Raw genomic sequence first — 24,651 nt, forward strand, 5'->3', positions numbered from 1 at the left:
CAGCCACATGGCCGATTGAGCGAGACGGGGGACGCAGACCCAGACAATGCCTGGCGGTATCCCAATGTCTTGCCGATCCGGTTGGACCAGCGGGGCCGTTGGAGCCCCTTTAAAGTCTCCGCGTCGTTTAAGGTCCGACCGGAAGGACCGAAATCCTGTCGCTTACGCGAGCTTGATTTCCACGTTCACGCCCGCAGCGAGGTCGAGCTTCATCAACGCGTCGACAGTCTGGGCGTTGGGCTGCACGATATCGAGCAGCCGCTTGTAGGTGCGCACCTCGAACTGCTCACGCGACTTCTTGTCGATGTGCGGGCCGCGGTTCACGGTGAACTTCTCAATGCGCGTCGGCATGGGAATGGGGCCACGAATAAGCGCGCCGGTCCGGCGAGCTGTTTCTGCGATTTCGCCAGTTGCCTGGTCGAGAACGCGGTGGTCGAACGCCTTGAGGCGAATGCGGATATTCTGAGCTTCCATTACCTACACCGATGCGAAAGAGCCAAAAATCGCCGGTCCGCCAGGTCACCCTGCCGTTCCGGCTCTTCTAATCTTGTTCATCCGCCCCATAGCTTCCGCCTGACCGTGTCTCACATCGAGAGGCCAAACCGAACCAACGGGTTGGAAAAATTTGTGCCCGCTCAGGAGCGGGCTTGGGCGCGCCTATACGGGCACATCCGATTCTGGGCAACCCCCAATTCGGAACATTTTTCAGGCGGCCGGCTTTGCCCTTCCCTCAATGTGAAAACGCCCCCTTCCCGAAGGAAGAGGGCGCTTTCGAAACGCTAGTGCGCGTCAGTCAGATCAGACAGTGATCTTCGAGACAACGCCCGAGCCGACGGTGCGACCGCCTTCGCGGATAGCGAAGCGCAGGCCTTCGTCCATGGCGATCGGCGCGATCAGCTTGACCGAGATGGTCACGTTGTCGCCCGGCATCACCATTTCGGTGCCTTCCGGCAGGATCACTTCGCCGGTCACGTCGGTGGTGCGGAAGTAGAACTGCGGACGGTAGTTGGCGAAGAACGGCGTGTGACGGCCACCTTCGTCCTTCGACAGGACGTAGACTTCGGCGCTGAATTCGGTGTGCGGGGTAACCGAACCCGGCTTCGCGAGGACCTGGCCACGCTCCACGTCTTCACGGCCGATGCCGCGGATCAGGGCGCCGATGTTGTCGCCGGCTTCACCACGGTCGAGCAGCTTGCGGAACATTTCCACGCCGGTGACGGTGGTCTTCTGGGTGTCCTTGATGCCGACGATTTCGACTTCGTCACCAACGTTCACGACACCGGTTTCGACACGACCGGTCACAACGGTACCACGGCCCGAGATCGAGAACACGTCCTCGATCGGCATCAGGAATGCCTGGTCAACCGGACGCTCCGGCTGCGGGATGTTCTCGTCGACAGCCTTCATCAGTTCGATGATCGAGTTCTTGCCGATTTCGTCGTCACGACCTTCAAGAGCGGCCAGGGCCGAACCCTTGACGATGGCGATGTTGTCGCCGTCGAAGTCGTATTCGCTGAGCAGTTCGCGAACTTCCAGTTCGACCAGCTCGAGCAGTTCTTCGTCGTCAACCTGGTCGACCTTGTTCAGGTAAACGACCAGAGCCGGAACGCCGACCTGACGCGACAGCAGGATGTGCTCGCGGGTCTGCGGCATCGGGCCGTCAGCAGCGTTCACAACCAGGATAGCGCCGTCCATCTGCGCCGCACCGGTGATCATGTTCTTCACATAGTCAGCGTGGCCCGGGCAGTCGACGTGAGCGTAGTGACGCGCGTCGGTTTCGTACTCGACGTGTGCGGTCGAGATGGTGATGCCGCGCTCGCGCTCTTCCGGAGCCTTGTCGATGTTGGCGAAATCGACAGCTGCACCGCCATAGGTTTCAGCCATCACCTTGGTGATAGCGGCCGTCAGCGTGGTCTTGCCGTGGTCAACGTGACCGATGGTGCCGACGTTGCAGTGCGGCTTATTGCGCTCGAATTTTTCCTTAGCCATTTCTCAAATAACCTCTGCTTGAAAATTGAATCCTTGCGGGATTGGGTCGGCACCCGCGGAAACAGGCGCCGCCCCTAGACCGATCGCTCGCCTTAGGCAAGCTTCTCCTTGACTTCCTGCGCCACGTTGGCCGGGACTTCGTCATAGTGGCTGAACTGCATCGTGTACTGGGCGCGGCCCTGAGTGAACGAACGGAGCTCATTGACGTAGCCGAACATGTTGGCGAGCGGGACGAAGGCGTCGACCGACATGGCATTGCCACGCGTGTCCTGGCCCTGGACCTGCCCACGACGGCTGTTCAGGTCGCCGATCACGTCGCCGAGATATTCCTCGGGAGTGACGACTTCCACCTTCATGATCGGCTCGAGCAGCTTGATGCCAGCCTTTTCAGCCGCTTCGCGCATGGCACCGCGACCGGTGATCTCGAACGCCACCGTGCTGGAGTCGACGTCGTGGTACTTGCCGTCGATCAGGCGAATGGTGAAGTCGATGATCGGGAAGCCAACAAGGTAACCGCTCTCGGCCTGCTCGCGCATGCCTTTTTCGACCGACGGGATGTATTCGCGCGGGATGTTACCGCCCTTGATCTCGTCTTCGAAGATGATGCCCTGGCCGCGTTCACCCGGAGTGACGACAACCTTGGCTTCACCGAACTGACCCGAACCACCCGACTGCTTCTTGTGGGTATAGGTCACTTCGACTTCGCGGCCGATCGATTCGCGGTAAGCCACCTGCGGCGCACCGACGTTGGCTTCGACCTTGAATTCGCGCTTCATGCGATCGACCAGGATGTCGAGGTGAAGCTCGCCCATGCCCTTGATGATCGTCTGGCCCGATTCGTGGTCGGTGCTGACGCGGAAGCTGGGATCCTCGGCAGCCAGGCGGTTGAGCGCAACGCCCATCTTTTCCTGGTCGGCCTTGGTCTTCGGTTCCACCGACAGCTCGATCACGGGGTCCGGGAACTCCATGCGCTCGAGAATGATCGGGTTGGCCGGATCGCACAGCGTATCGCCGGTCGTGGTCTCCTTGAGGCCAGCAATGGCAACGATATCGCCGGCGAATGCTTCTTCGATGTCCTCGCGGTTGTTCGAGTGCATCAGCAGCATGCGGCCGATCTTTTCCTTCTTGTCCTTGACCGAGTTCAGCACCGAACCCTTGGCCAGCTTGCCCGAATAGATGCGGGTGAAGGTCAGCGAGCCGACGAACGGGTCGTTCATGATCTTGAACGCCAGCGCAGCGAAAGGCGCTTCGTCCGACGACGGACGGCTGTCTTCTTCTTCGCTGTCAGGCAGCACGCCCTTGATCGCCGGAACGTCGAGCGGAGACGGCATGTAGTCGACCACTGCGTCGAGCAGCGGCTGCACGCCCTTGTTCTTGAACGCCGAACCGCACAGCACGGGCACGAATGCCTGATCCATGGTGCCCTTGCGGATGAGCCGCTTCAGCTCGGCCGCATCGGGGATCTCGCCTTCGAAGAACTTTTCCATTGCTTCGTCTTCGAGCTCGACGACGGTCTCGATCAGCTTGTCGCGATACTCGGCGGCCTTGTCCGCGAGATCGGCAGGGATGTCGACATAATTGAACTTCGCGCCGAGGCTCTCGTCTTCCCAGACGATGCCACGGTTGTTCACGAGGTCGACGACACCCTTGAGGTCGCTTTCAGCGCCGATCGGGAGATACAGCACCAGCGGGGTGGCGCCGAGGCGGTCGATGATCGACTGCACGCAGTAGTAGAAGTCGGCACCCGTACGGTCGAGCTTGTTGATGAAGCACATCCGCGGGACCTTGTACTTGTCGGCCTGGCGCCAGACGGTCTCGGACTGCGGCTCAACGCCGGCCACGCCGTCGAACACCGCGACAGCGCCGTCGAGGACGCGCAGCGAACGCTCGACTTCGATGGTGAAGTCGACGTGCCCGGGGGTGTCGATGATGTTGATGCGGTGCTTGGGACCTTCGCCATCTTCGGCCGACCAGAAGGTCGTGGTCGCAGCCGAGGTGATGGTGATGCCGCGTTCCTGCTCCTGCTCCATCCAGTCCATGGTGGCGGCGCCGTCGTGGACTTCGCCGATCTTGTAGGACTTGCCGGTGTAGTAGAGGATACGCTCGGTCGTGGTGGTCTTGCCGGCATCGATGTGAGCCATGATGCCGATATTGCGGTAACGCTCCAGCGGATACTCGCGGGCCATGTTAAATTCCTTAGCGTCTTGTGGGGGCCGCCGGGTCGCGGTCTGGCCCCCATATAGTGACGATTGTGACGACTGGAAGACGGGCCAAAGCCCCTTCCCAGCCTCGGCTCACAACCTTACCAGCGGTAATGCGAGAACGCGCGGTTGGCTTCCGCCATCCGGTGCGTGTCTTCGCGCTTCTTGACCGCGTTGCCGCGGTTGTTGGCCGCATCCATCAGCTCGCCCGAAAGGCGCGCCGACATGGTGGTTTCCGGACGGCCGCGCGCTGCGCTGATCATCCAGCGGATGGCGAGGGCCTGGGCACGCTCGGGGCGGACCTCGACCGGGACCTGGTAGGTCGCACCACCGACACGGCGGCTGCGGACCTCGACCTGCGGCTTCACATTGTTCAGCGCATCGTGGAACAGCGCGACCGGATCGGTCTTGGCCTTGGCTTCGACAGCATCGAGAGCCGAATAGACGATACCTTCAGCGACGGCCTTCTTACCGTCGAGCATCAGGTTGTTCATGAACTTCGAAAGGACCTGATCACCAAACTTGGGATCAGGCAGGATTACCCGCTTCTCTGGGCGACGACGACGTGACATGTTTAAAACTCCAAACTCGGGAGCGAAGCGACCTCTTCAACCGTCATCCCGGCGAAGGCCGGGATCCAGATAAGGTCTGTGGCTCCGTGAAACCTCTGAACCACCCGGCCACTCCCCTTATCTAGGCCCCTGCCTGCGCAGGGGTGACGGGAAAGGACGGACGGTCCCGCTCCAGATTACTTCGGACGCTTGGCGCCGTACTTCGAGCGCGACTGCTTGCGGTCCTTCACACCCTGCGTATCGAGCACGCCGCGCAGGACGTGGTAGCGAACACCGGGAAGGTCGCGCACACGGCCGCCGCGGATGAGCACAACGGCGTGCTCCTGCAGGTTGTGGCCTTCGCCCGGGATATAGGAAATGACTTCGCGCTGGTTCGTGAGGCGCACCTTGGCAACCTTGCGCAGAGCGGAGTTCGGCTTCTTCGGCGTCGTGGTATAGACGCGCGTGCAGACACCGCGCTTCTGCGGGTTCTGCTCCATCGCAGGGACCTTCGACTTGGCCTTCTGCGGGGTGCGGCCCTTGCGGACCAGCTGGTTGATCGTCGGCATAACTTCTCGCTTCACCGTGTGGAGGTGACACTTGCGACCATCGGGAGGAGGAAAGCCTGCACAACATCCGTTCGTGCTGAGCCTGTCGAAGTGCGACGGACTGGCACGCGCTGCCATGCAAGCTGAAACGCTCCACCCAGATCGCCACATCGGCCACCGGGTTACTTTGACAGCTGCCCCAGACGTTCGCTCGCGCCAACGCTCCAATAGAAAAGAGCCACGCCGCAGTTGCGACTGGCCCCCGGGACTGACCGGCAATGTTCAGCTCTATTGCCCGTTTGAGGTGCAAGACCTCGCTCGGTTGGGCGCGCCATTAGGGGCAAACGCGGTGAAGGTCAACCTCGCAATGCCCCCTCGCGCGACAGGGCGGTGGCGGCATGCTATGCCCCGCTCCAACAACGGGAGAACAACCATGCCGGAGCATCTGGGGTTTGACTCTTGGCCCTACCAGGATCCGAACTTCCCCTACCCCATCAGCGACATCGACCTCGAGACCGCCAGCGAGCGGCTGCTCGTAGGAAAGGTCGAAATCGCGCTTCCTCGCAAGCTAGCCAAGCCCAAGCTGTTCGCCGAGCGCGGCGTGGGCATCAACGAGATCGGCGAGCTGACCTTCGGCGTGCGCTGTACCCGCAAGGCCAATGGGGCAATCGATGTGGTCGGCGTGTTCTCCATCGTGCATGGGCATTTTTTCCCTGCACATGGCGAGACCGACAGCGGCACGCGCCAGACCTTCCTCATCCCCGATGCCAACATGCGCAAGGGCGGCTTTCTCGAGGCGCTGCTGCCCCACGGCCCGCATTGCGACATCGCCCAACTGTCGTGGATGGTCGTGAAAGGCGGTGTCTGGGTCCACCTGTCGCTGCTCCACATGGACGTGACCCCCAAACGCCTGCTTGAACAGCGTGAGGAGAGCAAACGCAGGGCCAAGCACAAGCCGAAGCGCGACTATCCCCTGCCACCCTTCCCTCTCCCCCGGTTCGAAGACAAGGACTACGAGAAACCCAAGGAAGAGAAGAAACCAACACCTGTCGGCGCAGTACCCAAAAGCGGCATCGGCGAAGCCGTGGCCGGCCTGCTGGAGCGCGCAGCGCGCTGGATAAGAGGTGCCTGAACCCAACTTCCAGCCGCCGCCTATGCTACTGGCACGCAACGGTCGTCGCATTCTGTAATGGCTCGAGTGGCAAGGTGGTGGGGAACGGCGCAGACAGAAGAGCGCAAGGGCGACTGGTACGGCCTTCCGTACGTCCAGCACGGACGCTCGCACGAAGGTGCGAGCGAAAAACTCGGAAAACCAACGAAAACTAAGACGTCAAAAACGCCACCAGCGCCTTGACCTTCTTCTGGCGCCATTGCGGCAGCGGGGCGACGAGCCAGTAGGCGCGGCGGCCTTCGTCAGGGCCTTCGAGGATTTCGGCCTTCCCGGCACCGACGCTTTCCTCGACCAGCAGGTAGGGCAGCACCGCCTTGCCGAGGCCGCTGACCGCGCTGGAAAGCGCCTGTCCGGCGTTGCCGACAGTGACGGTCGCTTTCACACCCTCTGGCAAGGGCACGCCTGGCCAGTCGATCCATTCATCGCCCTCGTATCCGGGCGCGGCGATGACCACGCGGCGTGCGGGGGCAAGTTCGACGCCCTCCAGTTCGCCCGGGCCATCGACCAGACGGATCGCGACATCGAGGTTGGCTTCAGTGAAGTCGGCATTCTCGTTCTCGACCAGCGAATAGGCGATGCCGGGGTTGGCCTCGCGGTAGGCGGCGAGCTTGGGTGCGAGCCACTGGGCGTAGAATTCGCGCGGGGCAGCGATGGTGTAGCGGTCGCTGGCCTGCCCGGCCTGCATGTTCTGGACCGATTCCTCGAATTTGAGGAAGCCTTCGCGCAAGGGTTCGAGCCCGGCGGCGCCTTCCTCGGTCAGCTCCAGGCCCTTGGAGGTGCGGCGGAACAGCACGGTGCCCAAGTGGTCTTCCAGCGCGCGGATCTGCTGGCCGACCGCGGCCGGCGTCACCGCCAGCTCGTCCGCCGCACGGGTGAACGAGAGGTGCCGCGCCGCAGCATCGTAGACGCGCAGGGCGTTCAAAGGCAGGTGGGTCCGCTTCATGGTGAGCGGGGATTTAGGGCGATGCGCTTCATACCGCAACTGCGAAGAAGCCAAGGCCTCGTTGCAGGACTGGTAGCGCTTCTACCTTTTCGCGCTCAAGCAGCGAAGCGGTAGCGCAGAAAAGACTTCTTACCTCTCCGCCGTCTCCGGCGCGGCGAGCGGGAAGAACGGGATGCGCACTTCCATCGGAGTGCCGTCTTCGCGGTGGAAGGTGTAGAACCCTTCCATCGAGCCATAGGGCGTCGCCAGCGGGCAGCCGCTGACATAGTCATGGCTCTGCCCCGGGCGCAGGACCGGTTGTTCGCCGACCACGCCTTCGCCATCGACATGGCTGACCATTTCACGCGCATCGGTGATCCGCCAGTGGCGGCTGATGAGCTGCACGCGCTCGTTAGAGTGGTTCTCGATCCGGATGTGATAGACCCAGAACCACTTGCCCGCGCTCGGCCGGCTCTGCTCGGGCAGGAAATTGGCCGTGACGCGGACGGTGATGTCCTCGGTCGTGGCGGCGTGCTGGAACAGTTCCTTCATGACGATTCGCGAAGTTAGCTGCCCCGCCGCGCTCTGCAAGAGGGACCAAGGGCTATTTCTCCACTGATGCCCGGCTGCAACGCGCCGAGATGGCCCCGCTGCCGTGATCGCCCGGACGGCCCGTCATCCCTACCACCTTTGGTTAACGCGGCCCCAACCTCTCGTTTACAGTTTGTTTGCCCCGCCCCGGTAAAAGTACCGCGTGAAAAACCTTATCAAACGTGGAACTTGTCATGGCTGAAGCCGGATTTCTGAGCCGCATACTGCGCGACACCAAGGCCAACATGATGGCTATTGGCGCCGCTGCGATCATCCCGCTTGTGGGCGTGGTCGGTGGAGGCGTCGATGCCAGCCGGATGTATCTCGCCCAGTCGCGCCTGCAGCAGGCCTGCGATAGCGCCACTCTGGCCGCGCGCAAGGAATTGTCCGGCGGTGCGATCGTCGACGGCACCATCCCCTCGGACCTCGAGGCAACGGCGGACAACTTCTTCGAAACCAACTTCACCCCGGGCATGTATGGCACGACTGGCGTGAACTACGACCTGACCGCCGGTACCGGCACTGCGCTCAACGGATCGGCTACCGCTTCGGTACCGACAACGCTGATGCGGGTGTTCAACATGCCGCAGATCGACATCGCGGTAACCTGCAGCGCCGACCTGTCGCTGCCCAATATCGACGTTGTGCTGGTGCTGGATAACTCTGGCTCGATGCGCAATACGCGAATCGCCGCGCTGAAGACCGCCGTGCTGTCGTTCTATGACGAAATGATGGCTGCCGCGCCCGATGGCGCGCGCATCCGTATCGGTCTGGTCCCCTATGCCAACACCGTAAACGTCGGCTCATTGGTGATGGCCGAAAATGCCGACTGGATCACTGACAGCCATACTTACCAGTCCCGCGAAGCGACCTTCGAAGAAGTGGCGCGCGAGGTCGAAACGACCGACTTGCTCCCGCGGGGCATCCCGAACCTGGGTTCGACCAACAGCGCCCACTATCACTGGAACGCAAACTGGAGCGCCGGCCATCGCGAAGATTGCATGGACTACGAAGGCGGCGTCTACACGGTGGGCGACGAGATCTGGTATATCAGCAATGTCGAGTGGGATCGCAGCTATTGGGGCAATGACTGGCCCATGGCCGACAAGGCCGCATGCCGCGCCGATATCCGCAAGGTCAGCACGACCGAGACCGAAACGGTCTTCGACGAATATGTCTACAAGCCGATCGTCTATGACACTTCGCTTTTCAAGCTCGGCAGTTCGGTATCTGCAGCTGTAGGCACTGAAGGTGCCTTGGTCTCGGCCACCTGGGAAGGCTGCATCGAGGAAGCCAAGACGGTCGCCACGACCGACTACAGCTCGATACCCTCGGGTGCCTATGACATGGATATCGACCTGATACCCGATGCCACGGATTCGGATACGCAATGGGCCCCGTTATGGCCAGAGATCGTATTCGATCGAAGGGTGCCGGAGAACGTCTATACGACCTACACCTACACCAGCGACTATGAGTACGATTGCCCGGTAACCTCCTACAAGCTGCAGGAATGGCCGCTGTCGGGCACCGCTCGCAACTCGGCCTTCGAAGCCGCCGTCAACAGCATGGTCGCCAGCGGCTATACCATGCACGACATCGGCATGATCTGGGCCGGTCGCCTGATCTCGCCGGACGGTATCTTCGCCGCCGACAACGCCACGGCGCCCAATGGCGATGCGATTTCGCGCCACGTCATCTTCATGACCGATGGTTACATGGAGCCGGGCCCGAACAGCTATCACGCCTATGGCGACTATGATGTCGAAGGCCGCGTGGCCGGGTTTGCCTCCGATGGCAGTTGGTCGACCAGCCAGATCGGCGTCCACCACAGCAACCGCCTGGCGCTGATCTGCAATGCGATCAAGAACAAGAACGTCACCATCTGGTCGGTCGCGTTCGAGCTGCCGCACACCGATTACACGCGCGATTGCGCCACCGGTGGCAGCACGCGTGCCTTCACCGCCGACGATGACGACGAGTTGATCGCAGCCTTCAAGGAAATCGCTGCTTCGATCGCTGAACTGCGCCTGGTGAGCTAAGTCATGAAGCTGGGTTCGCATCTCCGCCGTATCGGGCGCAATGAAGACGGCGTGACGCTGATCGAATTCGCCTTTGCGGCACCGGTCTTCATCATGATGCTGATGGCGCTGTTCGACATGGGCTTCCAGATCTACGCCCAGTCGGTGCTGCAAGGTGCGGTACAGAACGCTGCCCGTGCTTCGACCATCGAAGGCAATGATCCGGATGCGCTCGACAGCGCTGTTCGGGACAATGTGCAGGAAGTGATCCCCGGCGCGACCGTCACCTTCACGCGCACTGCCTATGCCAATTTCGAAGATATCGGGATTGCCGAGGATTTCACCGACACGGCCGGGGCGGAAGACGGTATCTGCAACAATGGCGAACCGTTCGAAGACGTGAACGGCAACGGGATCTGGGACGCCGACCGCGGCGTGGATGGAGCCGGCGGCGCACGCGATGCCGTGCTTTACAGCGCGACGGCCACTTTCGACCGGGTCTTCCCCTTCCACGAATTCGTCGGCCTGGCCGAAGAAATCACCATCGAAGGGGCAACTGTGCTGCGCAACCAGCCGTTCAACGACTTGGACAATTGGGAAACAACCATAGAGAACTGCACGTGAGCAAGAGCACTCCCCGCCCTTTCCTGGCCCGACTGCGGCACCCGCTGGCTTCGCTGCGCGATTCGCGCGGTGTGGCACTGGTCGAGATGGCGTTCATCACCCCTATCATCCTGCTGATGGGCGTCGCCGGTATCGAAATGGCCAATCTGGCTGTCACCACCATGCGGGTCAGCCAGGCCGCGATGCATATTGCCGATAACGCTTCGCGCATCGGCGACACGGACGACCTGACCGCGCGCAAGGTCTATGAAGGCGACATCAACGACCTCTTTATCGGTGTCCGCCTGCAGGCCGGTGACGGGATCGACCTGTATGAGAACGGGCGCGTGATCCTCAGCAGCCTGGAACAGAATGCCGATGGCGGCCAGTGGATCCACTGGCAGCGCTGCATGGGCAAGAAGAACGTTGATTCCGACTATGGTGCTCAAGGCGAAGGCGAAACCGGCACCGATTTCGACGGCATGGGCCCCGACGGCGATGAGCTGACGGCGGCCAGCGGCGAGGCTGTGATGTATGTCGAGATCGAATACGACTACCAGCCGCTGATCGATAATGGCTTTACCGAAGCCTTCCTGCCGACCGAGCCCATCCGGTCCGAAGCCGCCTTCTATGTCCGTTCATCGCGCGACCTGACCGGCACCTATCAACGATCGACCCCGTCGACGGTCTATACCTGCGACAAGTACGAAGCGATCTGAGGAGACCCCTGGCATGAAACCGATGACTTCAGCCCTGTTTGCCGGTGCAGTCCTGTTGATCGTCGCCAACATGATGGAGACGGACGGCACGGTTTCGAAGATGACCGACCTTGAGAAAGGCGAGCTGCGCAAGGGAGGAGCGCCGGAGAAGATCGTGGGGCAGTTCTCCAAAGCCGCCGAGGTCGATCCCAACGCGGGCAGCGAAGTAACCGACACGGAAGACGGCGAAGATCCGTTCGCGGATGCCGGCGGTGAACAGCCGGTGATCGGCGACTTCAACATGGGCGAGGCGAGCGCCAATGCGCTGGCCGAAGACACATCCACTGCCAGCAACCGCCGCAAAGGCCCGCGCGACCTCAAGCCGGGCGAAGTGTCCGACAATTTCAATCCGACGATCGGTTAATAGGCTCCGACACGCCCTGACTGCACGGGATCGACGCCAGAACCGCTACGATTGAAATCCAATCTATCGAGGCTTTTCAGCCTGTTGCATGGTTACCAGCCGGTAAACTCTGTATTCTTAACTCCCCTTAATGGTTTTCTGGTGGATTGTCCGGAGAACTAAAATCAGGGGAAGCAGCGCATGAAGCGCCTTTGGAACCGCCTCAAGAGCATTGGCAAGGACGCTTCAGGCAATGTCCTGATCGTTGTCGGCATCGGCACGACCTCGCTCGTCGGTGCCGCCGGCATCGGTGTCGATACGGTGCAATGGTACCTGTGGAACCGCCAGCTCCAGCAGGCAGTCGATTCCGGAGCGCTGGCCGGGGCGCTCTCGCTTTATGCCGGTAGTGGCTATTCGCAGCCGGCCCGCGACGAAGTGCAACGCAACTTCCCCGGCACCTATACCATCACCGACCTGCGCAACCCGCCGACCAGCGGCAGCTATTCAGGCGACAATGCTGCGGTGGAAGTGATCGCCACCACCAGCCAGCGCCTGCCGTTCTCCAGCCTGTTCCTCAGCACGCCGCCGACCATCCGGGTCCGCTCGGTCGCAGCTACGGTTGCCGATGGTGAATATTGCGTAATTTCGCTCGCCAGCAGCGGCACCGGAGTGGAAGTCCAGGGCTCGGCTCAGGTCGACCTGGGTTGCGGCACTTCTGCCAACTCGCCCGATGGCATCGCGGTCGACCTCAGCGGTTCGAGCCTGCTCAAGTCCAACCCGATCAGCGCGGTCGGGGGGATCGACTACACCAGCACCAACGTCGACAGCGGCACCACCATGCTGCCGTATGGCCTGGAGGTAACTGACCCCATGGCCAACCGCGGCCTGAGCGTGCCCAGCACGCCTTCGACCTGCACCGCGACCAATCTCAACGTCACGCCGAACCAGACTGTGACGCTGAACCCGGGCCGCTATTGCGGCGGCATGGACCTGAAAGGCGACGTCACCCTCAACCCCGGCGTCTACATCATCGATGGCGGCACGCTGAACATCAACTCGCAAGCCGAGGTCTATGGCGACGGAGTTACCTTCGTCCTCACGGGAGCTGACCCGTATTCGATTGCTACCGTCTCAATCAACGGCGGCGCTGACGTAGAGATTAGTGCGCCAGACGATATCCAGGACCCCACCTGGGCCGGTGTGCTGTTCTTCCAGGACCCCTCGGGCGATGCAACGCACACCATCAACGGCGGCGCAGACCTGGAATTCGATGGCATCATCTATATGCCGACCGGCGATATTAGCTTCTCCGGCGGAGCCACGCAAAAGGCCGATTGTCTGCTGCTGATCGCCGAAACCGTCCGTTTCACCGGCGACACGGGCCTCGGCAACAATTGCCCGACCTATGTCGACTCGCTGGATACCGGGGCCAAGATCGTCCGGGTAGTGGAGTAAACACTATGATCTGTTTCTTCTTCTCGCGCCTCTGGCATGACAATCGCGGCTTCGGAGCGATGGAGCTGGGCCTCGCCTCGCCTTTCCTGTTCCTGCTCAGCCTCGGCATGATCGATGCCTCGATGCTGATCGGCACCAAGATCGAGTACGAACAGGCCGCACAGCGCACCACCGACTTTGCGCTGGCGAAGCGCCCGAACTCCAGCGACGGCACCTATCTCAGGAACGAGGCCGCAACCGCCTCCGGCGTCGATGCGCAGTATATCACGGTCGAGATCTACCGAACCTGCAACGGCACCCGGCAAGGCACATTCGACGGAGCTTGCAACAGCGGGGAATCGCTGGCGCGCTATGTCAACGTCAGCATCTCGCAGCCGGTCATGACCGAGTTCGACTGGTCGGCGATGGCGCAGGTGCTGGGCATCAACGCCTTCGGTCGCGCCGTGACCGTCAGCGGCGACAGCCTGGTACGGATCCAGTAATGCTCCGCCGGTTTTCAAACAGGGCCCTGGCCAAGGATACGCGGGGCTCCAGCACCGTCGATTTTGCCTTCGCCCTGCCGATCCTGGCGGTGATCATGATCGCGACATTGCAGGCCGGGCAGGTACTGCATGCGCGCGGTTCGCTGCGGCATGCCGTCGGCGAAGGCGTGCGGCTGGCCAAGGTCAACCCGAGCGCAACGCAGACCGAAGTCATCACTCTGGTCAAGGCCGAGCTGCCCTCGCTCAAGGCTAACCGCCTCAGCAACCTGACCTTCACGCGCGGCACCCAGAACGGCGCCGACATCGCGACCGTGACGGCCAGCTACACGACCGAGGCCAACTACCCGATCATCAGCTTCCCGGTGACCATCACCGAGACCAAGACGGTGTATCTGCCGAGCTAGACGACCAAATTTCTCAACGCTTGAAATTGGATGATTGGAGTTCCGACTGCACCCATGATTGCAACGGTGTGGGGCAAAATCCAATCATGATAAGCGAACATTCGTGTATCAGATGCGTTGAGTTCATCAGAGAATTTGTAGTAATTCTCAAGGTCTAGGCGAATGCGCCCGACAGCCTTCTCAAGCCGCTCCAAATATCTCTCATTGACGGCTTCGATCTCACCAATCGCCTCTTCATTTTCTTCGGAGCTTTGACCAATTTTCCGGAGTGCATCCTCAAGACCGCTCTTTGCGCTATCGACACTTCCCGCAAAAAATCCTTCTAGCAACTCGCGCTCAAAGCGTTCTCCCGAATCCTTTTCTCCACTAGAAATTGAACCCATGAGCGATTGGTGGTTCGATACAATTAGGTCGATATCTCGCAACACACCCCTTATGTCTGTGGAAACGTCAGGCTTCCTATCAGTTGGCGTTTTGAAAGACAGGGCATCGAGCCGCGAATGCCATTCGATCAATTTCCGAGATACTCCATACGCGGTTTTTACGACAGAACTTGAAGCCTTCCTATCGCGCTCAATATCGTCGAAGACTGGGACCGAATTCCGGCGTGTAACTCTTAGCCCCTCATATCGAAATCTAAGCCAAAGATAACCAACATAGGAGCTCACAAGCAGGACGAGGAATCCGGCATGGACTTTCAAGCCCGAGACAAGTGGTGCCGTCACTTCATATGGCTTCTCCAAATTCGAAACAGCAAGCAGGATCGCGAATGATGAAGCCCAAAGGAGATTGCGCTTACTATCTCTGAATTCTTTGGAGATTTCGATCGGTCGTCCATTTGGCTTTACGCGAATGAGTTGAGCGAAAATGCCCTTTGTATGGACCCAACCTCGCGAACCGGCTGCGCTGATCTTAGCAGTGAATTGCGATGTTACTTTCATGTCTGCGCCGCCGACTCCAGCATCTCCTCCATCTGCCCCAACCGTTCCTTGCCGAAGAACATTTCTTCACCAATGTAGAACGTCGGGATGCCGAAGGCGCCGCGGTCTACGGCGGCCTGGGTGTTGTCGATCAGCTGCTGTTTGATCGCCGGGTCCTGCGTCTTCGCAAGCAGCCCCGCTGCATCGAAGCCTGCCTCAGTCAATCTGGCCCCGATCGCGGCGGGATCGTCGACCGGCAGGCCATCTTCCCACAGCGCCGGGAGCAATGTCTCCACCAGCTTGATCCGTTCCGCACCCTCGACCGCCAGCAGCAAACGCTGGAACGTCACCGAGTTGAACGGGAACTGCGGATGCATCCGGTATTTGCTGTAGCCGTGCTTCTCGATGAAGCGCCGCATTTCCAGCATCGAATACTCGACCTTGCCCTTCACATCGGCATCGCGGATCATCGGCGGGGCATTGCCGGTTAGCTTGTGCATTCCGCCGAGGAGCACCGGGGTGACAATCAGTTCCGCCCCCGTCCGCTCCACCAGCTCGCGCACCGGATACCATGCAAGGTAGCCATTGGGACTGACGAAATCGAAGATGAACTCAAGCGTCCTGGTCATACATGCTCCTATAACCCGGCAGCTTTCAGCGCCTGGTCCATATCCTCTTTCACATCCTCGACATCTTCCAGCCCGACGTTGATGCGCAACAGGCCCTCGGTGACGCCCATCTCGGCGCGCGCTTCAGCGGTCATGCCAGCGTGGGTCGTGCTGGCCGGGTGGCACATCAGGCTGCGCGCGTCGCCGATATTGTTGGAGATATCTACCAGCTGCAATGCATCGAGCACGGCGAAGGCGGTGGCCCGGTCGCCGACGTCGAAGGCGAAGATCGAGCCGGTCGCGCGCATCTGCGCTTTCGCCAGTTCGTGGCACGGGTGGCTGGCGAGGCCCGGGTGGAGCATCTTCGGCACCCGGCCTTCCATGAAGCGGCCCAGCGCCACCGCGTTTTCGCTCTGGCGCATGGCGCGCAGTTCGAGCGTTTCCAGCCCCTTGAAAACGACCCAGGCATTGAACGGCGCGATGTTGGGCCCGGTGTTGCGCTGGAAAGGCAGCAGTACTTCGTTGATCCATTGTTCGCTGCCGCACACAGCGCCGGCGAGCACGCGGCCCTGCCCGTCCATCAGCTTGGTCGCACTGTAGGCCACGACGTCGGCCCCGAACTCAAGCGGCTTTTGCAGCGCGCTGGTGGCGAAAGCGTTGTCGACCACGGTGGTGATGCCATGCGCCTTCGCCAGGTCGCAAACGAACTGCAGGTCGACCACGTCGAGCGTCGGGTTGGCCGGCGTTTCGAAGAAGAACACCTTGGTGTTGGGCCGGATAGAGGCTTCCCATGCGGCGTTGTCAGTACTGTCGATCACACTGACTTCGATACCGAAGCGCGGGCACAGGTGATCCAGCAACCAACGGCACGAGCCGAAGGCGGCGCGCGCGCCGACGACATGGTCCCCGGCCGAAAGCTGGCACAGCAGCGCGGTGGTCATCGCCGCCATCCCGCTGGCCTGCGCGCGGCAGGCCTCAGCCCCTTCCATCAGCGCGATGCGTTCTTCCAGCATGGCGACGGTGGGGTTCTGCAGGCGCGAATAGGTCATCCCCTCGGCCTCGCCGGCAAATCGGTCGGCGACGGTCTGGGCGTCGTCATAGGTATAGCCGGAGGTGAGGAACAGCGCCTCGCTGGTTTCGCCGTGCTCGCTGCGCCAGGTGCCGCCGCGCACAGCCTGCGTGGCCGGGCGCCAGCCCTGGGTGATCGAGCGGTCGGTGCCGGTAGTCTTCTTCATGATGTGCCGCTTACGCAGCGGCGCGCCACGCGGCAAGCAGTCCGCGCTTTAAGGATACCAAGGGAGGGTATCAATTGACCCGGGTTCCAGACGCAAAAGGGGTGGCGCCGGATTGGCACCACCCCTCTCGTATCTCGTGAGAGAGTGTCTAGCGCTTAGTCGCTGACGGGATCGTCATCATCGGCGATGATGATGATACCGGCGATCACTGCAGCAGCAGCGAGAACCGCGATCAGGATCCCGTTTTCGCCTTCGAGTTCGCTAGTTGCTTCGACCGGAGCCATGGCGCGATCGGCTGAGACTGCCGATGCTGTCACCGGCGCTGCGGCGGCGGCCATGGCGGCGAGGCCAAGGGCAAGAGTCTTCATCTTCATGTTTTCGTCTCCAGTTGTCCGGCATTTGCCGTGTCGTTGTTCGCCCTGCCAAATCGGCGGGGTTTTGCCCCCGCTCGAACCATAGGCCCCTAACAGCGCAGGGGTATAACAAATTGTATCAATGCGACGTTTTCGCGACGAACTGCGATCAATTGAGCCGATGTCGGGACGAAGTGAGTCGAATCTGAAATTTCATTACTCAATTCAATGCGAATCCGACCCTCTTTGTGAAAGATTTCTTCCCAACAGCGTCGAGCATTTGACTGCCTTCGATCATTGTAAGCACGAATCGCGCTCCGGCGGACGGATCGGGATCGTCTTCCGGCAGGTGCCGTTCGACCCAGTCAAGCAACAGTTCCATGATGTCGCCAGCGCTCGCAAGATGGGCTGAATTCCCCCGGGCACAGCCGGCAACAATGTCCCACCAAAGACGCAGGAAGGGGGCAAACTCCGGCCGGCCAGTGACTTCCATGACTTGCTCGTAGCAGGCCCGGCGTGACGAACACCGACCGGTGGGGAAGGCCTGGTCAAGTGCGCCTGCAAACGTTTGCGCCAGGTACTCCAGCAAGCCGGCGACGAGCTTTTCCTTGGAACCGAAGTGGTAAAGCAGCATGCGGTCGCTGGTCCCGGCCGCCTTCGCCAGCGGGCGCAGGCTCAGCCCGGCCAGTCCATGATCCAGCACATGCGCCGCCAACTGCGGCAAGAGCATTTCGCGTGACATCGCGCCGGAACGGGAAGGCTTGCTCATGGTCACTCTTGTAGCGACCGCTACATAAGGCTACAAGTGTAGCAGTTGCTACATTCAACCTGCAAAGGACCTGCCGATGTCTCCCCACATGATCCTCTTCCTCGCTGGCGTCGCCGCCGCCGCGGCAGCAATCCTCTCCATCGCGCTCGCCCGCAACGCGACCGGTAGCGCGACACTGGCCGCAGCCCTTTTCGCAGGCTTCGCGGGATTCACTGCAGTCACGATCTGGTCTGAAGGCGTGTTGCTGGTGGTGGAGAACCACACGGTCAACTTGTGGGGTATTCAGGTCTGGTATGACCTGCTGTTCTCTGTCGGAATCGCGCTGTTCTTCATCCTGCCCCGCGCCCGCGCTGCCGGAATGCAGGTCGCCCCTTGGATCGTGTTCGTGGCCTTGACTGCCTCCATCGGGTTGCTGGCGATGGTGGCGCGACTGTTCTGGCTGGAACGGCAGACAGCGGCAAAGCCCTGAATCCTAAGCTGCTTGCAGATGTGCCGGGGCGGCATTATCGCCTGCGGTCATCATGCAGGCGGCGCACGACCGATCAGAGGATCCCCGGCTGGCGACGCTGGCGCTGACATCGCTGTTCCTTGCCGTGTGCCTGTGGCGGGTCGCCACCCCATCGATCGCCTATTTCGACGAAGTGCATTACCTGCCCGCCGCGCGCGCACTGCTCGACGGCAGCGAGTGGATCAACGCCGAGCATCCGCCGCTGGGCAAGCACATTCTCGCCGCCGGGATCGCGATCTTCGGCGACAATCCGTTCGGCTGGCGCTTCTTCCCGGCATTGTTCGGCGCGATCGCGCTCTACGCCTTTAGCCGCGCGCTGTGGGAAGCGAGTCGGCTGCGGTTTGCGACGCTCGCCTATTGCTGGTTGCTGGGGACGGGTTTCCAGCTCATCGTCCAGGCCCGCATTGCCATGCTCGACATCTTCATGGTGGCGTTCTTCGCGCTGGCGCTGTGGCAGCTTGCCCGCGCTGTGCGCGCACCGGAAGAAGGTCGCAAGCGGCTGGCTCTCGCAGGGTTGGCGCTGGGCGCGGCGATGGCGAGCAAATGGAACGCCGTGCCGCTGGCCATGCTGCCCGGGATGGCCTTCCTCGGGGCCCGTTTCATGGCCGGGCGGCGGCGACTCCTCGTCAGCAAGCGCGGCGCACCTGTGCCGGGCGTTTCGCTGCTCGAGGCGACAGTGTGGCTCGGCGCAGTGCCGCTGGCGGTGTATTTTGCCAGCTTTGTGCCCGTCTGGATGATGGCTGAGCACCCCTTTGGCGATCGCGGGCTGATCGGTATCCAGCAGATGATGCTGGAAATGCAGCAGAGCGTGAAGCAGCCCCATCCCTACCAGAGCACTTGGGCGCAATGGATCACCAACACCCGCGGCATCTGGTATCTCTATGAGGAGGTCGACGGCGCATATCGCGGTGTGCTCCTGATCGGCAATCCCTTCACCATGCTGGCAGGCCTGCCAGCGCTGCTGTGGTGCGGCTGGGTGGCGCTAGCGAAGAAACGCATAGATGCGCTGGCGGTGGCGGTGCTGTTCGCTGCCAGCTTCGGCTTCTGGATCGTCGCCGCCAAGCCGATCCAGTTCTACTACCACTATCTCCTGCCCAGCTGCTTTCTTCTCGCGGCGCTGGCCTTGGCGCTCGATGCACTCAAGCAGCGCGGAATGGCGCCAGTGAGCTATGCTACACTGGCCGCAAGCGCGGCGTTCTTCGTGTTCTTCTTCCCGGTGCTGACGGCGATGAAGCTCCAGGATTCGGGCAGCTTCGTCACCTGGACCTGGATCGAGGGCTGGCGCTAGAAGCGCCCCCAGACGAAGCGGCTCGACAGCGCGTAGTTCCAAACCGCGCCGATCACGATCCCGGCCAACGCTGCCAGCACCCAGTACACGCCTGCTTCTTTCAGCCAGCTTGCCAGCGCAACATTGGCTATCGCGCCGATCGCGCAGGTCAGGCAGAAACTGGTCCAGCCGCGCAGTACCGCCCAAGCGCCTTTCAACCGCTGGTCGCGGTAGGTCAGCCAGTTGTTGAGCCAGAAGTTGAAGCTCATCGCGCCGAAGGTCGCCAGCGCCTGTGCCAGCGCGAAGCCGCTACCAAGCACAGCGAACAGCAGCGCCAACACGGCCATGTGGACGCCTACGCCCAGCCCACCGACAGTCGCAAACAGCATGAAGCGGGTCGGCACGATCTGGCCGAAATAGCGCTCGTAGAGCCCGACGAGGAACTCGAACGCCACAACCTTGTCGAGCTTGCTCTCTCCTGTCCGCCGCTCAGCGAATTGCAGCGGGACTTCGGCCACGCGCAGCCGCTCGGGCGAGGCTGACAGAATATCGAGCAGGATCTTGAAGCCGATCCCTGACAGGCGCGGGGCAAGGTCGCGCACGCGCCCGGTTTCAAGCAGGAAGTAGCCGGACATGGGATCGGAGAGCTCGGTCCCGGTCAACCGCCGGGCCAGCGCATTGGCGAGCCGTGAACCCTGCTCCCGCCGCGCAGTGTCCAGCCCCGCTGCACTCCCACCGACAAGGAAGCGACTGGCAACGACGACATCCGCCGCGCCGCTGCGAACGGTCTCCAGCATGTTAGGCAATAGCTTCGGGTCGTGCTGGTGGTCGGCATCCATCACTGCAACATGCGGTGCAGCGGTGGCACATGCCCCTTCGATCACCGCGCTCGCCAATCCGCGCCGCCCGATGCGCTGGATCACCCGGATGCGCGGGTCGCTGCGGGCCAGCTCGCGCGCGGTATCGGCGGTGCCGTCAACGCTGTTGTCGTCGACCACGATGGCTTCCCACGTGATCCCATGCAGCGCCGCGTCCAGCCGCTCGACCAGCGGGGCAATATTGTCGCGCTCGTTCAGCGTCGGCAGGATGATGGCGAGGTCGAGGGGCACGAGCGTCTACTTCCACGTCGCCCCTGCGCAGGCAGGGGCCCAGATAAGGTCAAGGCTTGGTCTTCGATTGCCGACCATAGCCGTCGGCGCGTTAGCCACAACTGCGTTGCAATACAGTGACGGCGGATAGGCCCCTGCCTGCGCAGGGGCGACGACAGTTTTCTAAAGCCGCGCGAGCACCGCGTCAGCAATTTCCTTGGTCGAGGCGGTGCCGCCGAGGTCTGCCCCCAGCACACCGTCGCGCACGGTCGCACCGACCGCCGCTTCGACCTTCGCCGCAGCTTCCTCCAGCCCGAAGCTGTGGCGCAGCATCATGGCGGCAGAAAGGATCGCCGCCAGCGGATTGGCCTTGCCCTGCCCGGCGATATCGGGCGCGCTGCCGTGGATGGGTTCGTAGAGCCCGAAGGTGCCATGTGCGGTCTGCCGCTCGCCCAGCGACGCGCTCGGCAGCAGGCCGATCGAGCCGACGCACATGCTGGCCTGGTCGGACAGGATATCGCCGAAGAGGTTGCCGGTGACGATCACGTCGAACTGCCCCGGCGCGCGCACCAGCTGCATCGCGGCGTTGTCGACATAGAGGTGGTCGAGGCTGACCTCGGGATAGTCCGCCGCCACTTCGATTACGACATCGCGCCACAGCTGGCTGGTTTCCAGCACATTGGCCTTGTCGACGCTGGTCAGCTTCTTGCCGCGCCCCTGCGCCGCGCGGAAGGCGGTGTGAGCAATGCGGCGTACTTCGCTTTCGGAATAGGACATATTGTCCCACCCTTCGCGCTCGCCGCTCTCGGTCACGCGCTGGCCCTTGGCCCCGAAATAGACATCGCCATTGAGTTCGCGGACGATCAGCAGGTCGATCTGGCGCGCGACTTCCGGGCGCAACGCTGAATGCTCTTCCAGCCCCGCAAACATCGTCGCCGGGCGGAGGTTGGCGAACAGCCCCAGCTCGGCACGCAGGCCCAGCACCGCCTGCTCGGGCCGCAGCGCGCGTTCGAGGTGGTCGCACGCCGGATCGCCGACCGCGCCGAACAGCACGGCATCGGCCTCGCGCGCCATGATCAGTGTCTCTTCGGGCAGCGGGTGGCCATGCCGACGGTAAGCGGTCGCACCCACGTCGCCTTCGAACAGCGTCAGCCCCGGCAGCCTCAGCGCCTCGAGCACGCGTACGGCCTCTGCGGTCACTTCGGGGCCGATACCGTCACCGGGAAAAACCGCTATTTTCATCGGAGTTACCGTCAATCCTTCAGACCATCTTGCGCAGCCGCTCCATCAGCTGCTCGCGCGCTGCCAGCGTGTCGCCGCGCCGGTCGGCTAGCAAATAGCGCTGCAGCGGGTCAGCCAGTTTTTCCATCGCCGCCAAAACCTGCGGTAGCGCACCCGCCTCGGGCCGCGCCCCGCCATAGCCCAGCTCGCGCAGCAGCAGCGCTTCATAGGCCAGCATCGCCGGGGCCCAGCCGCGCGCCGAAGGTGCCTGGCACACCGCCTCAAGAAGTGCCGACAAGGCGCTGTAAAGACTGGGATAGGGATTGCGTTCAGGCAGTGCTGTTGCGGTCAGCGCGGTCGCCCACTGGATCGCCGCGGCGGGCAGCGGTTCGCCCAGCCAGGGTCCACGGCTCTGGACCAGTTCCAGCCTGGCAAAGGGCAACTGGCTGTCGGACTTCGCGCGCAAGTCCATCTCGACCATATTGCCCGGAATCACCACCGGCCGCAGCTGCCGCCCGCGCCCGCCGGCAACATAGCCGGCGACGAGCCCGAACTCCTCGGTCAACAGCCGCGCGATCACCGCCGTCTCGCCATGCGAGCGGGCAGCGACAAGGATGGCAGGGGCGCGGATGTTCATGGTGCCCAACTGCTACCCCAATTCGTCATCCCCGCGAAAGCGGGGATCGCGCTTCTTCTGTTGGCACGAGCCAAAAGGTAGCGGGACCCCGGATCAAGTCCGGGGCGACGGGTTATGCAGATTTAGGACCTTCGGCCTACTTGCTGAGCTTCGCTTCCAGCTCATCAAGCCGCTTCTTCAGCGCTTCGTTCTCTTCGCGCGCCTTGGCGGCCATGGCTTTGACCGTGTCGAATTCCTCGCGACTGACGAAGTCGATCCCACCCATCGCTTCGCGGACCCGCTCGCGCGCGCTTTCGCGCGCTTCGCGGCCCATGCCGGCGAAGGTGCCGGCGGCTCCGTTCACCAGTTTGACGAAATCGGCGATGGCGGGGTTCTTGCTTTGCATGCGCGCTAGATGGTCCTGTCGGCGGGCAAAGACAATACCCTACAATTCAATCGTCTGCACGACCCCGCCGTCGTCATCGCCCATGCCGCTGGCATCAGGGTTCAATTGCAGGAACTGGAAGTTGAGCACGGTCGCGAACAGGATCCACGCAAGATAGGGTAGCAGCAGGATACCGGCCAGCATCCGCACCCGCCAGAACAGCACGATGGTCGCGATCACCAGCACGTCGAGCACGACGATCAGGCCAAGCGCCCAGTCGATTTGCTGAAGCGAGAAATACACCGGGCTCCACGCCAGGTTGACTACGAACTGGACTACGAAGAGCACGATTGCCGCCGTGCGCCCCTTGGCACCCCAGGCCGACAGCACCAGCGCCAGTGCGATGCCCATCAGCACATAGAGGATAGGCCACACGATCCCGAACAGGTAGCTCGGCGGATTGATCGCGGGCTTTTCAAGGCTGTCGTACCAGTAATTGCCGGGGCCACCCGGCGTGAACTGCTGCACCAGGAATGCCGCCAGCAGGACTGCGGGCACCGCAAACAGGGCCCAACGGATAAAACTCGCGCGCAATTGCGCCTTGGAAGCCAGCGTGCTCATCAATTCCCTTCTTGTGGCGAATCCTTGCGATCACTCGCGCCGCTGTTTGCCGGGGCTTGCCCGTGTTAGCAAGCGGGCCAAAGCCGGTATGCGCCAGCATGAGCCCGCACGACGGCCTGATGGCCCGCCTCGCGACAGGTCCTGGTCAGTCCGGCACGTCTTTGCCATTTACGCAGAGGCGGTTAGCGCCCATTGTGAAGCGATGCACAGCCGCCTGTCCCCGATCGCCCGCTATGCCACCCTCGCCAGCGCGCTGGCTCTCGCCTGCTGCGCCCCGCCACCGCCGCCGCCGATTGTCAGCACCCCTGCTCCGGTGCCGGCACCGACCCCGACACCGGCTCCGCCACCGCCGGTGGTTGAGCAGCCAGAATATGCCAACTGGCTCGATGCGCCACAGACGCCGGGCGACTGGAGCTATCGCGACGGCCCGGCCACCAGCATAGCGGTGTTCGTGGAGACCGGGGGAATGGAGAGCTTTGCCATTGTCTGCACCAAGGGCGGAGAGGTTACGCTGTCGCGCGCGGGCCGCGCCAGCCAGCCGGTGCCGCTGCAGATCATCACTGAAACCGGGCGGCAGTTCTTCAATGCCGAGCCCGATGCGAGCGGCGGCTCGTTCCTCAATGTGCAGCTGCGCAGCCGCAACCCGATCCTCGACGCGATGGCGCTGTCACGCGGACGCTTCGGCATCGAAACCGCCGGGCTGAAGACGCTCTACCTGCCGGCATGGGCCGAAGTAACTCGCGTGATCGAGGATTGCCGCTAGGGATTCGTTTTGCGCTTTCCACAGTTGAACGACTCCCCGCCCGCATCTGATCGACAGACACAAAAAAAGCCCGGAGGATCACCTCGGGCGGCGCGCCCGATATGCCGGGCGAAGGCGCATGATTATGACGTGGGAAAAACTAATTTCAAGACTTGTGTGCGCGAATCACATGATTCAAAACATGCACTGAGGCCAGCAATTCGATGCGGTTCTCGGCCCCCGGTGATACGGCGGTGTCTTGGCTCTACAGCGCGAAAG

28 protein-coding genes are annotated in these 24,651 nt (G+C 62.2%); 11 read left to right on the forward strand and 17 right to left on the reverse strand.

All coding sequences use genetic code 11. The annotated features are described in order from the left end of the window. Window positions 1–162: 162 nt before the first annotated feature. The 5 genes from rpsJ to rpsL form a co-directional block, all read right to left on the reverse strand. The gene (gene rpsJ, locus QPW08_RS11230; protein WP_061924928.1) at window positions 163–474 is read right to left on the reverse strand and encodes a 30S ribosomal protein S10; all 312 of its coding nucleotides are present in this window, start codon (window positions 472–474) and stop codon (window positions 163–165) included. A gap of 324 nt (window positions 475–798) precedes the next feature. Then, the gene (gene tuf / locus QPW08_RS11235; protein WP_284125901.1) at window positions 799–1,989 is read right to left on the reverse strand and encodes an elongation factor Tu; all 1,191 of its coding nucleotides are present in this window, start codon (window positions 1,987–1,989) and stop codon (window positions 799–801) included. A gap of 92 nt (window positions 1,990–2,081) precedes the next feature. After that, window positions 2,082–4,175 carry an elongation factor G gene (fusA, locus tag QPW08_RS11240; RefSeq protein WP_284125902.1) on the reverse strand — a complete coding sequence of 698 codons (2,094 nt, stop codon included), beginning with the start codon at window positions 4,173–4,175 and terminating at the stop codon, window positions 2,082–2,084. Between the two features lie 116 nt (window positions 4,176–4,291). Then, complete coding sequence (gene rpsG / locus QPW08_RS11245; RefSeq protein ID WP_284125903.1) at window positions 4,292–4,762, reverse strand: 30S ribosomal protein S7; 471 nt, start codon at window positions 4,760–4,762, stop codon at window positions 4,292–4,294. Window positions 4,763–4,938: 176 nt separating this feature from the next. Continuing rightward, window positions 4,939–5,310, reverse strand: a complete 372-nt coding sequence (gene rpsL / locus QPW08_RS11250; protein ID WP_284126343.1) for a 30S ribosomal protein S12 — start codon at window positions 5,308–5,310, stop codon at window positions 4,939–4,941. Window positions 5,311–5,722: 412 nt separating this feature from the next. On the opposite strand from rpsL, the gene QPW08_RS11255 reads away from it, so the two are divergent. Next, the gene (locus QPW08_RS11255) at window positions 5,723–6,421 is read left to right on the forward strand and encodes a hypothetical protein (protein ID WP_284125904.1); all 699 of its coding nucleotides are present in this window, start codon (window positions 5,723–5,725) and stop codon (window positions 6,419–6,421) included. Between the two features lie 190 nt (window positions 6,422–6,611). Here the strand turns inward: QPW08_RS11255 and QPW08_RS11260 are convergent, their stop codons facing one another. After that, a complete protein-coding gene (locus QPW08_RS11260) occupies window positions 6,612–7,403 on the reverse strand; it encodes a LysR family transcriptional regulator (RefSeq protein WP_284125905.1) in 792 nt (263 codons plus the stop codon). 129 nt (window positions 7,404–7,532) lie between these two features. After that, complete coding sequence (gene apaG, locus QPW08_RS11265; protein ID WP_284125906.1) at window positions 7,533–7,934, reverse strand: Co2+/Mg2+ efflux protein ApaG; 402 nt, start codon at window positions 7,932–7,934, stop codon at window positions 7,533–7,535. Window positions 7,935–8,167: 233 nt separating this feature from the next. Between apaG and QPW08_RS11270 the strand changes: the two genes are divergently transcribed. The 7 genes from QPW08_RS11270 (at window position 8,168) to QPW08_RS11300 (ending at window position 14,039) form a co-directional block, all read left to right on the forward strand. Continuing rightward, window positions 8,168–10,015, forward strand: a complete 1,848-nt coding sequence (locus tag QPW08_RS11270; protein WP_284125907.1) for a VWA domain-containing protein — start codon at window positions 8,168–8,170, stop codon at window positions 10,013–10,015. A gap of 3 nt (window positions 10,016–10,018) precedes the next feature. Further along, window positions 10,019–10,618, forward strand: coding sequence for a TadE/TadG family type IV pilus assembly protein (locus QPW08_RS11275; protein ID WP_284125908.1), 600 nt, complete (start codon window positions 10,019–10,021; stop codon window positions 10,616–10,618). Continuing rightward, on the forward strand, window positions 10,615–11,316 hold the full coding sequence (locus QPW08_RS11280; RefSeq protein WP_284125909.1) for a TadE/TadG family type IV pilus assembly protein: 702 nt from the start codon (window positions 10,615–10,617) through the stop codon (window positions 11,314–11,316). The genes QPW08_RS11275 and QPW08_RS11280 overlap by 4 nt, the downstream gene beginning before the upstream one ends. Before the next feature lie 13 nt (window positions 11,317–11,329). Beyond that, window positions 11,330–11,719: a hypothetical protein gene (locus QPW08_RS11285; RefSeq protein ID WP_284125910.1), complete on the forward strand. Its 390-nt coding sequence runs from the start codon at window positions 11,330–11,332 to the stop codon at window positions 11,717–11,719. A gap of 180 nt (window positions 11,720–11,899) precedes the next feature. Further along, window positions 11,900–13,153, forward strand: coding sequence for a Tad domain-containing protein (locus QPW08_RS11290; protein ID WP_284125911.1), 1,254 nt, complete (start codon window positions 11,900–11,902; stop codon window positions 13,151–13,153). 5 nt (window positions 13,154–13,158) lie between these two features. Beyond that, complete coding sequence (locus QPW08_RS11295; RefSeq protein ID WP_284125912.1) at window positions 13,159–13,635, forward strand: TadE/TadG family type IV pilus assembly protein; 477 nt, start codon at window positions 13,159–13,161, stop codon at window positions 13,633–13,635. Then, a complete protein-coding gene (locus QPW08_RS11300) occupies window positions 13,635–14,039 on the forward strand; it encodes a TadE/TadG family type IV pilus assembly protein (protein ID WP_284125913.1) in 405 nt (134 codons plus the stop codon). Before QPW08_RS11295 ends, QPW08_RS11300 begins: the two co-directional genes overlap by 1 nt. On the opposite strand, the gene QPW08_RS11305 is transcribed toward QPW08_RS11300, so the two are convergent. The 5 genes from QPW08_RS11305 to QPW08_RS11325 form a co-directional block, all read right to left on the reverse strand. After that, window positions 14,036–14,980, reverse strand: coding sequence for a hypothetical protein (locus QPW08_RS11305; RefSeq protein WP_284125914.1), 945 nt, complete (start codon window positions 14,978–14,980; stop codon window positions 14,036–14,038). The two genes, QPW08_RS11300 and QPW08_RS11305, sit on opposite strands and share 4 nt — an antisense overlap. Then, complete coding sequence (locus QPW08_RS11310) at window positions 14,977–15,588, reverse strand: 2-hydroxychromene-2-carboxylate isomerase (RefSeq protein ID WP_284125915.1); 612 nt, start codon at window positions 15,586–15,588, stop codon at window positions 14,977–14,979. The genes QPW08_RS11305 and QPW08_RS11310 overlap by 4 nt, the downstream gene beginning before the upstream one ends. Before the next feature lie 8 nt (window positions 15,589–15,596). Then, window positions 15,597–16,802: a trans-sulfuration enzyme family protein gene (locus QPW08_RS11315; protein ID WP_284125916.1), complete on the reverse strand. Its 1,206-nt coding sequence runs from the start codon at window positions 16,800–16,802 to the stop codon at window positions 15,597–15,599. Window positions 16,803–16,957: 155 nt separating this feature from the next. Then, the gene (locus QPW08_RS11320) at window positions 16,958–17,176 is read right to left on the reverse strand and encodes a hypothetical protein (protein ID WP_284125917.1); all 219 of its coding nucleotides are present in this window, start codon (window positions 17,174–17,176) and stop codon (window positions 16,958–16,960) included. 199 nt (window positions 17,177–17,375) lie between these two features. Next, complete coding sequence (locus QPW08_RS11325; protein ID WP_284125918.1) at window positions 17,376–17,924, reverse strand: TetR/AcrR family transcriptional regulator; 549 nt, start codon at window positions 17,922–17,924, stop codon at window positions 17,376–17,378. Window positions 17,925–18,012: 88 nt separating this feature from the next. Between QPW08_RS11325 and QPW08_RS11330 the strand changes: the two genes are divergently transcribed. After that, complete coding sequence (locus tag QPW08_RS11330; RefSeq protein ID WP_284125919.1) at window positions 18,013–18,393, forward strand: hypothetical protein; 381 nt, start codon at window positions 18,013–18,015, stop codon at window positions 18,391–18,393. Between the two features lie 52 nt (window positions 18,394–18,445). After that, the gene (locus tag QPW08_RS11335; RefSeq protein ID WP_284125920.1) at window positions 18,446–19,720 is read left to right on the forward strand and encodes a phospholipid carrier-dependent glycosyltransferase; all 1,275 of its coding nucleotides are present in this window, start codon (window positions 18,446–18,448) and stop codon (window positions 19,718–19,720) included. On the opposite strand, the gene QPW08_RS11340 is transcribed toward QPW08_RS11335, so the two are convergent. From QPW08_RS11340 to QPW08_RS11360, 5 genes are all read right to left on the reverse strand, one after another. After that, window positions 19,717–20,808 carry a glycosyltransferase gene (locus tag QPW08_RS11340; RefSeq protein WP_284125921.1) on the reverse strand — a complete coding sequence of 364 codons (1,092 nt, stop codon included), beginning with the start codon at window positions 20,806–20,808 and terminating at the stop codon, window positions 19,717–19,719. The genes QPW08_RS11335 and QPW08_RS11340 overlap by 4 nt on opposite strands. A gap of 162 nt (window positions 20,809–20,970) precedes the next feature. Continuing rightward, window positions 20,971–22,029, reverse strand: a complete 1,059-nt coding sequence (gene leuB / locus QPW08_RS11345) for a 3-isopropylmalate dehydrogenase (protein ID WP_284125922.1) — start codon at window positions 22,027–22,029, stop codon at window positions 20,971–20,973. Window positions 22,030–22,048: 19 nt separating this feature from the next. After that, window positions 22,049–22,645 (reverse strand): DNA repair protein RecO, encoded by a 597-nt coding sequence (gene recO, locus QPW08_RS11350; RefSeq protein ID WP_284125923.1) that lies wholly within the window; start codon window positions 22,643–22,645, stop codon window positions 22,049–22,051. Between the two features lie 136 nt (window positions 22,646–22,781). Further along, window positions 22,782–23,030: an accessory factor UbiK family protein gene (locus QPW08_RS11355; RefSeq protein WP_284125924.1), complete on the reverse strand. Its 249-nt coding sequence runs from the start codon at window positions 23,028–23,030 to the stop codon at window positions 22,782–22,784. A gap of 39 nt (window positions 23,031–23,069) precedes the next feature. After that, window positions 23,070–23,630: a TspO/MBR family protein gene (locus QPW08_RS11360; RefSeq protein ID WP_284125925.1), complete on the reverse strand. Its 561-nt coding sequence runs from the start codon at window positions 23,628–23,630 to the stop codon at window positions 23,070–23,072. Between the two features lie 202 nt (window positions 23,631–23,832). On the opposite strand from QPW08_RS11360, the gene QPW08_RS11365 reads away from it, so the two are divergent. Continuing rightward, window positions 23,833–24,393 (forward strand): hypothetical protein, encoded by a 561-nt coding sequence (locus QPW08_RS11365; protein ID WP_284125926.1) that lies wholly within the window; start codon window positions 23,833–23,835, stop codon window positions 24,391–24,393. The last annotated feature ends 258 nt before the right edge of the window (window positions 24,394–24,651 follow it).

Source organism: Parerythrobacter aestuarii (genome assembly GCF_030140925.1).
GTDB lineage: Bacteria > Pseudomonadota > Alphaproteobacteria > Sphingomonadales > Sphingomonadaceae > Parerythrobacter > Parerythrobacter aestuarii.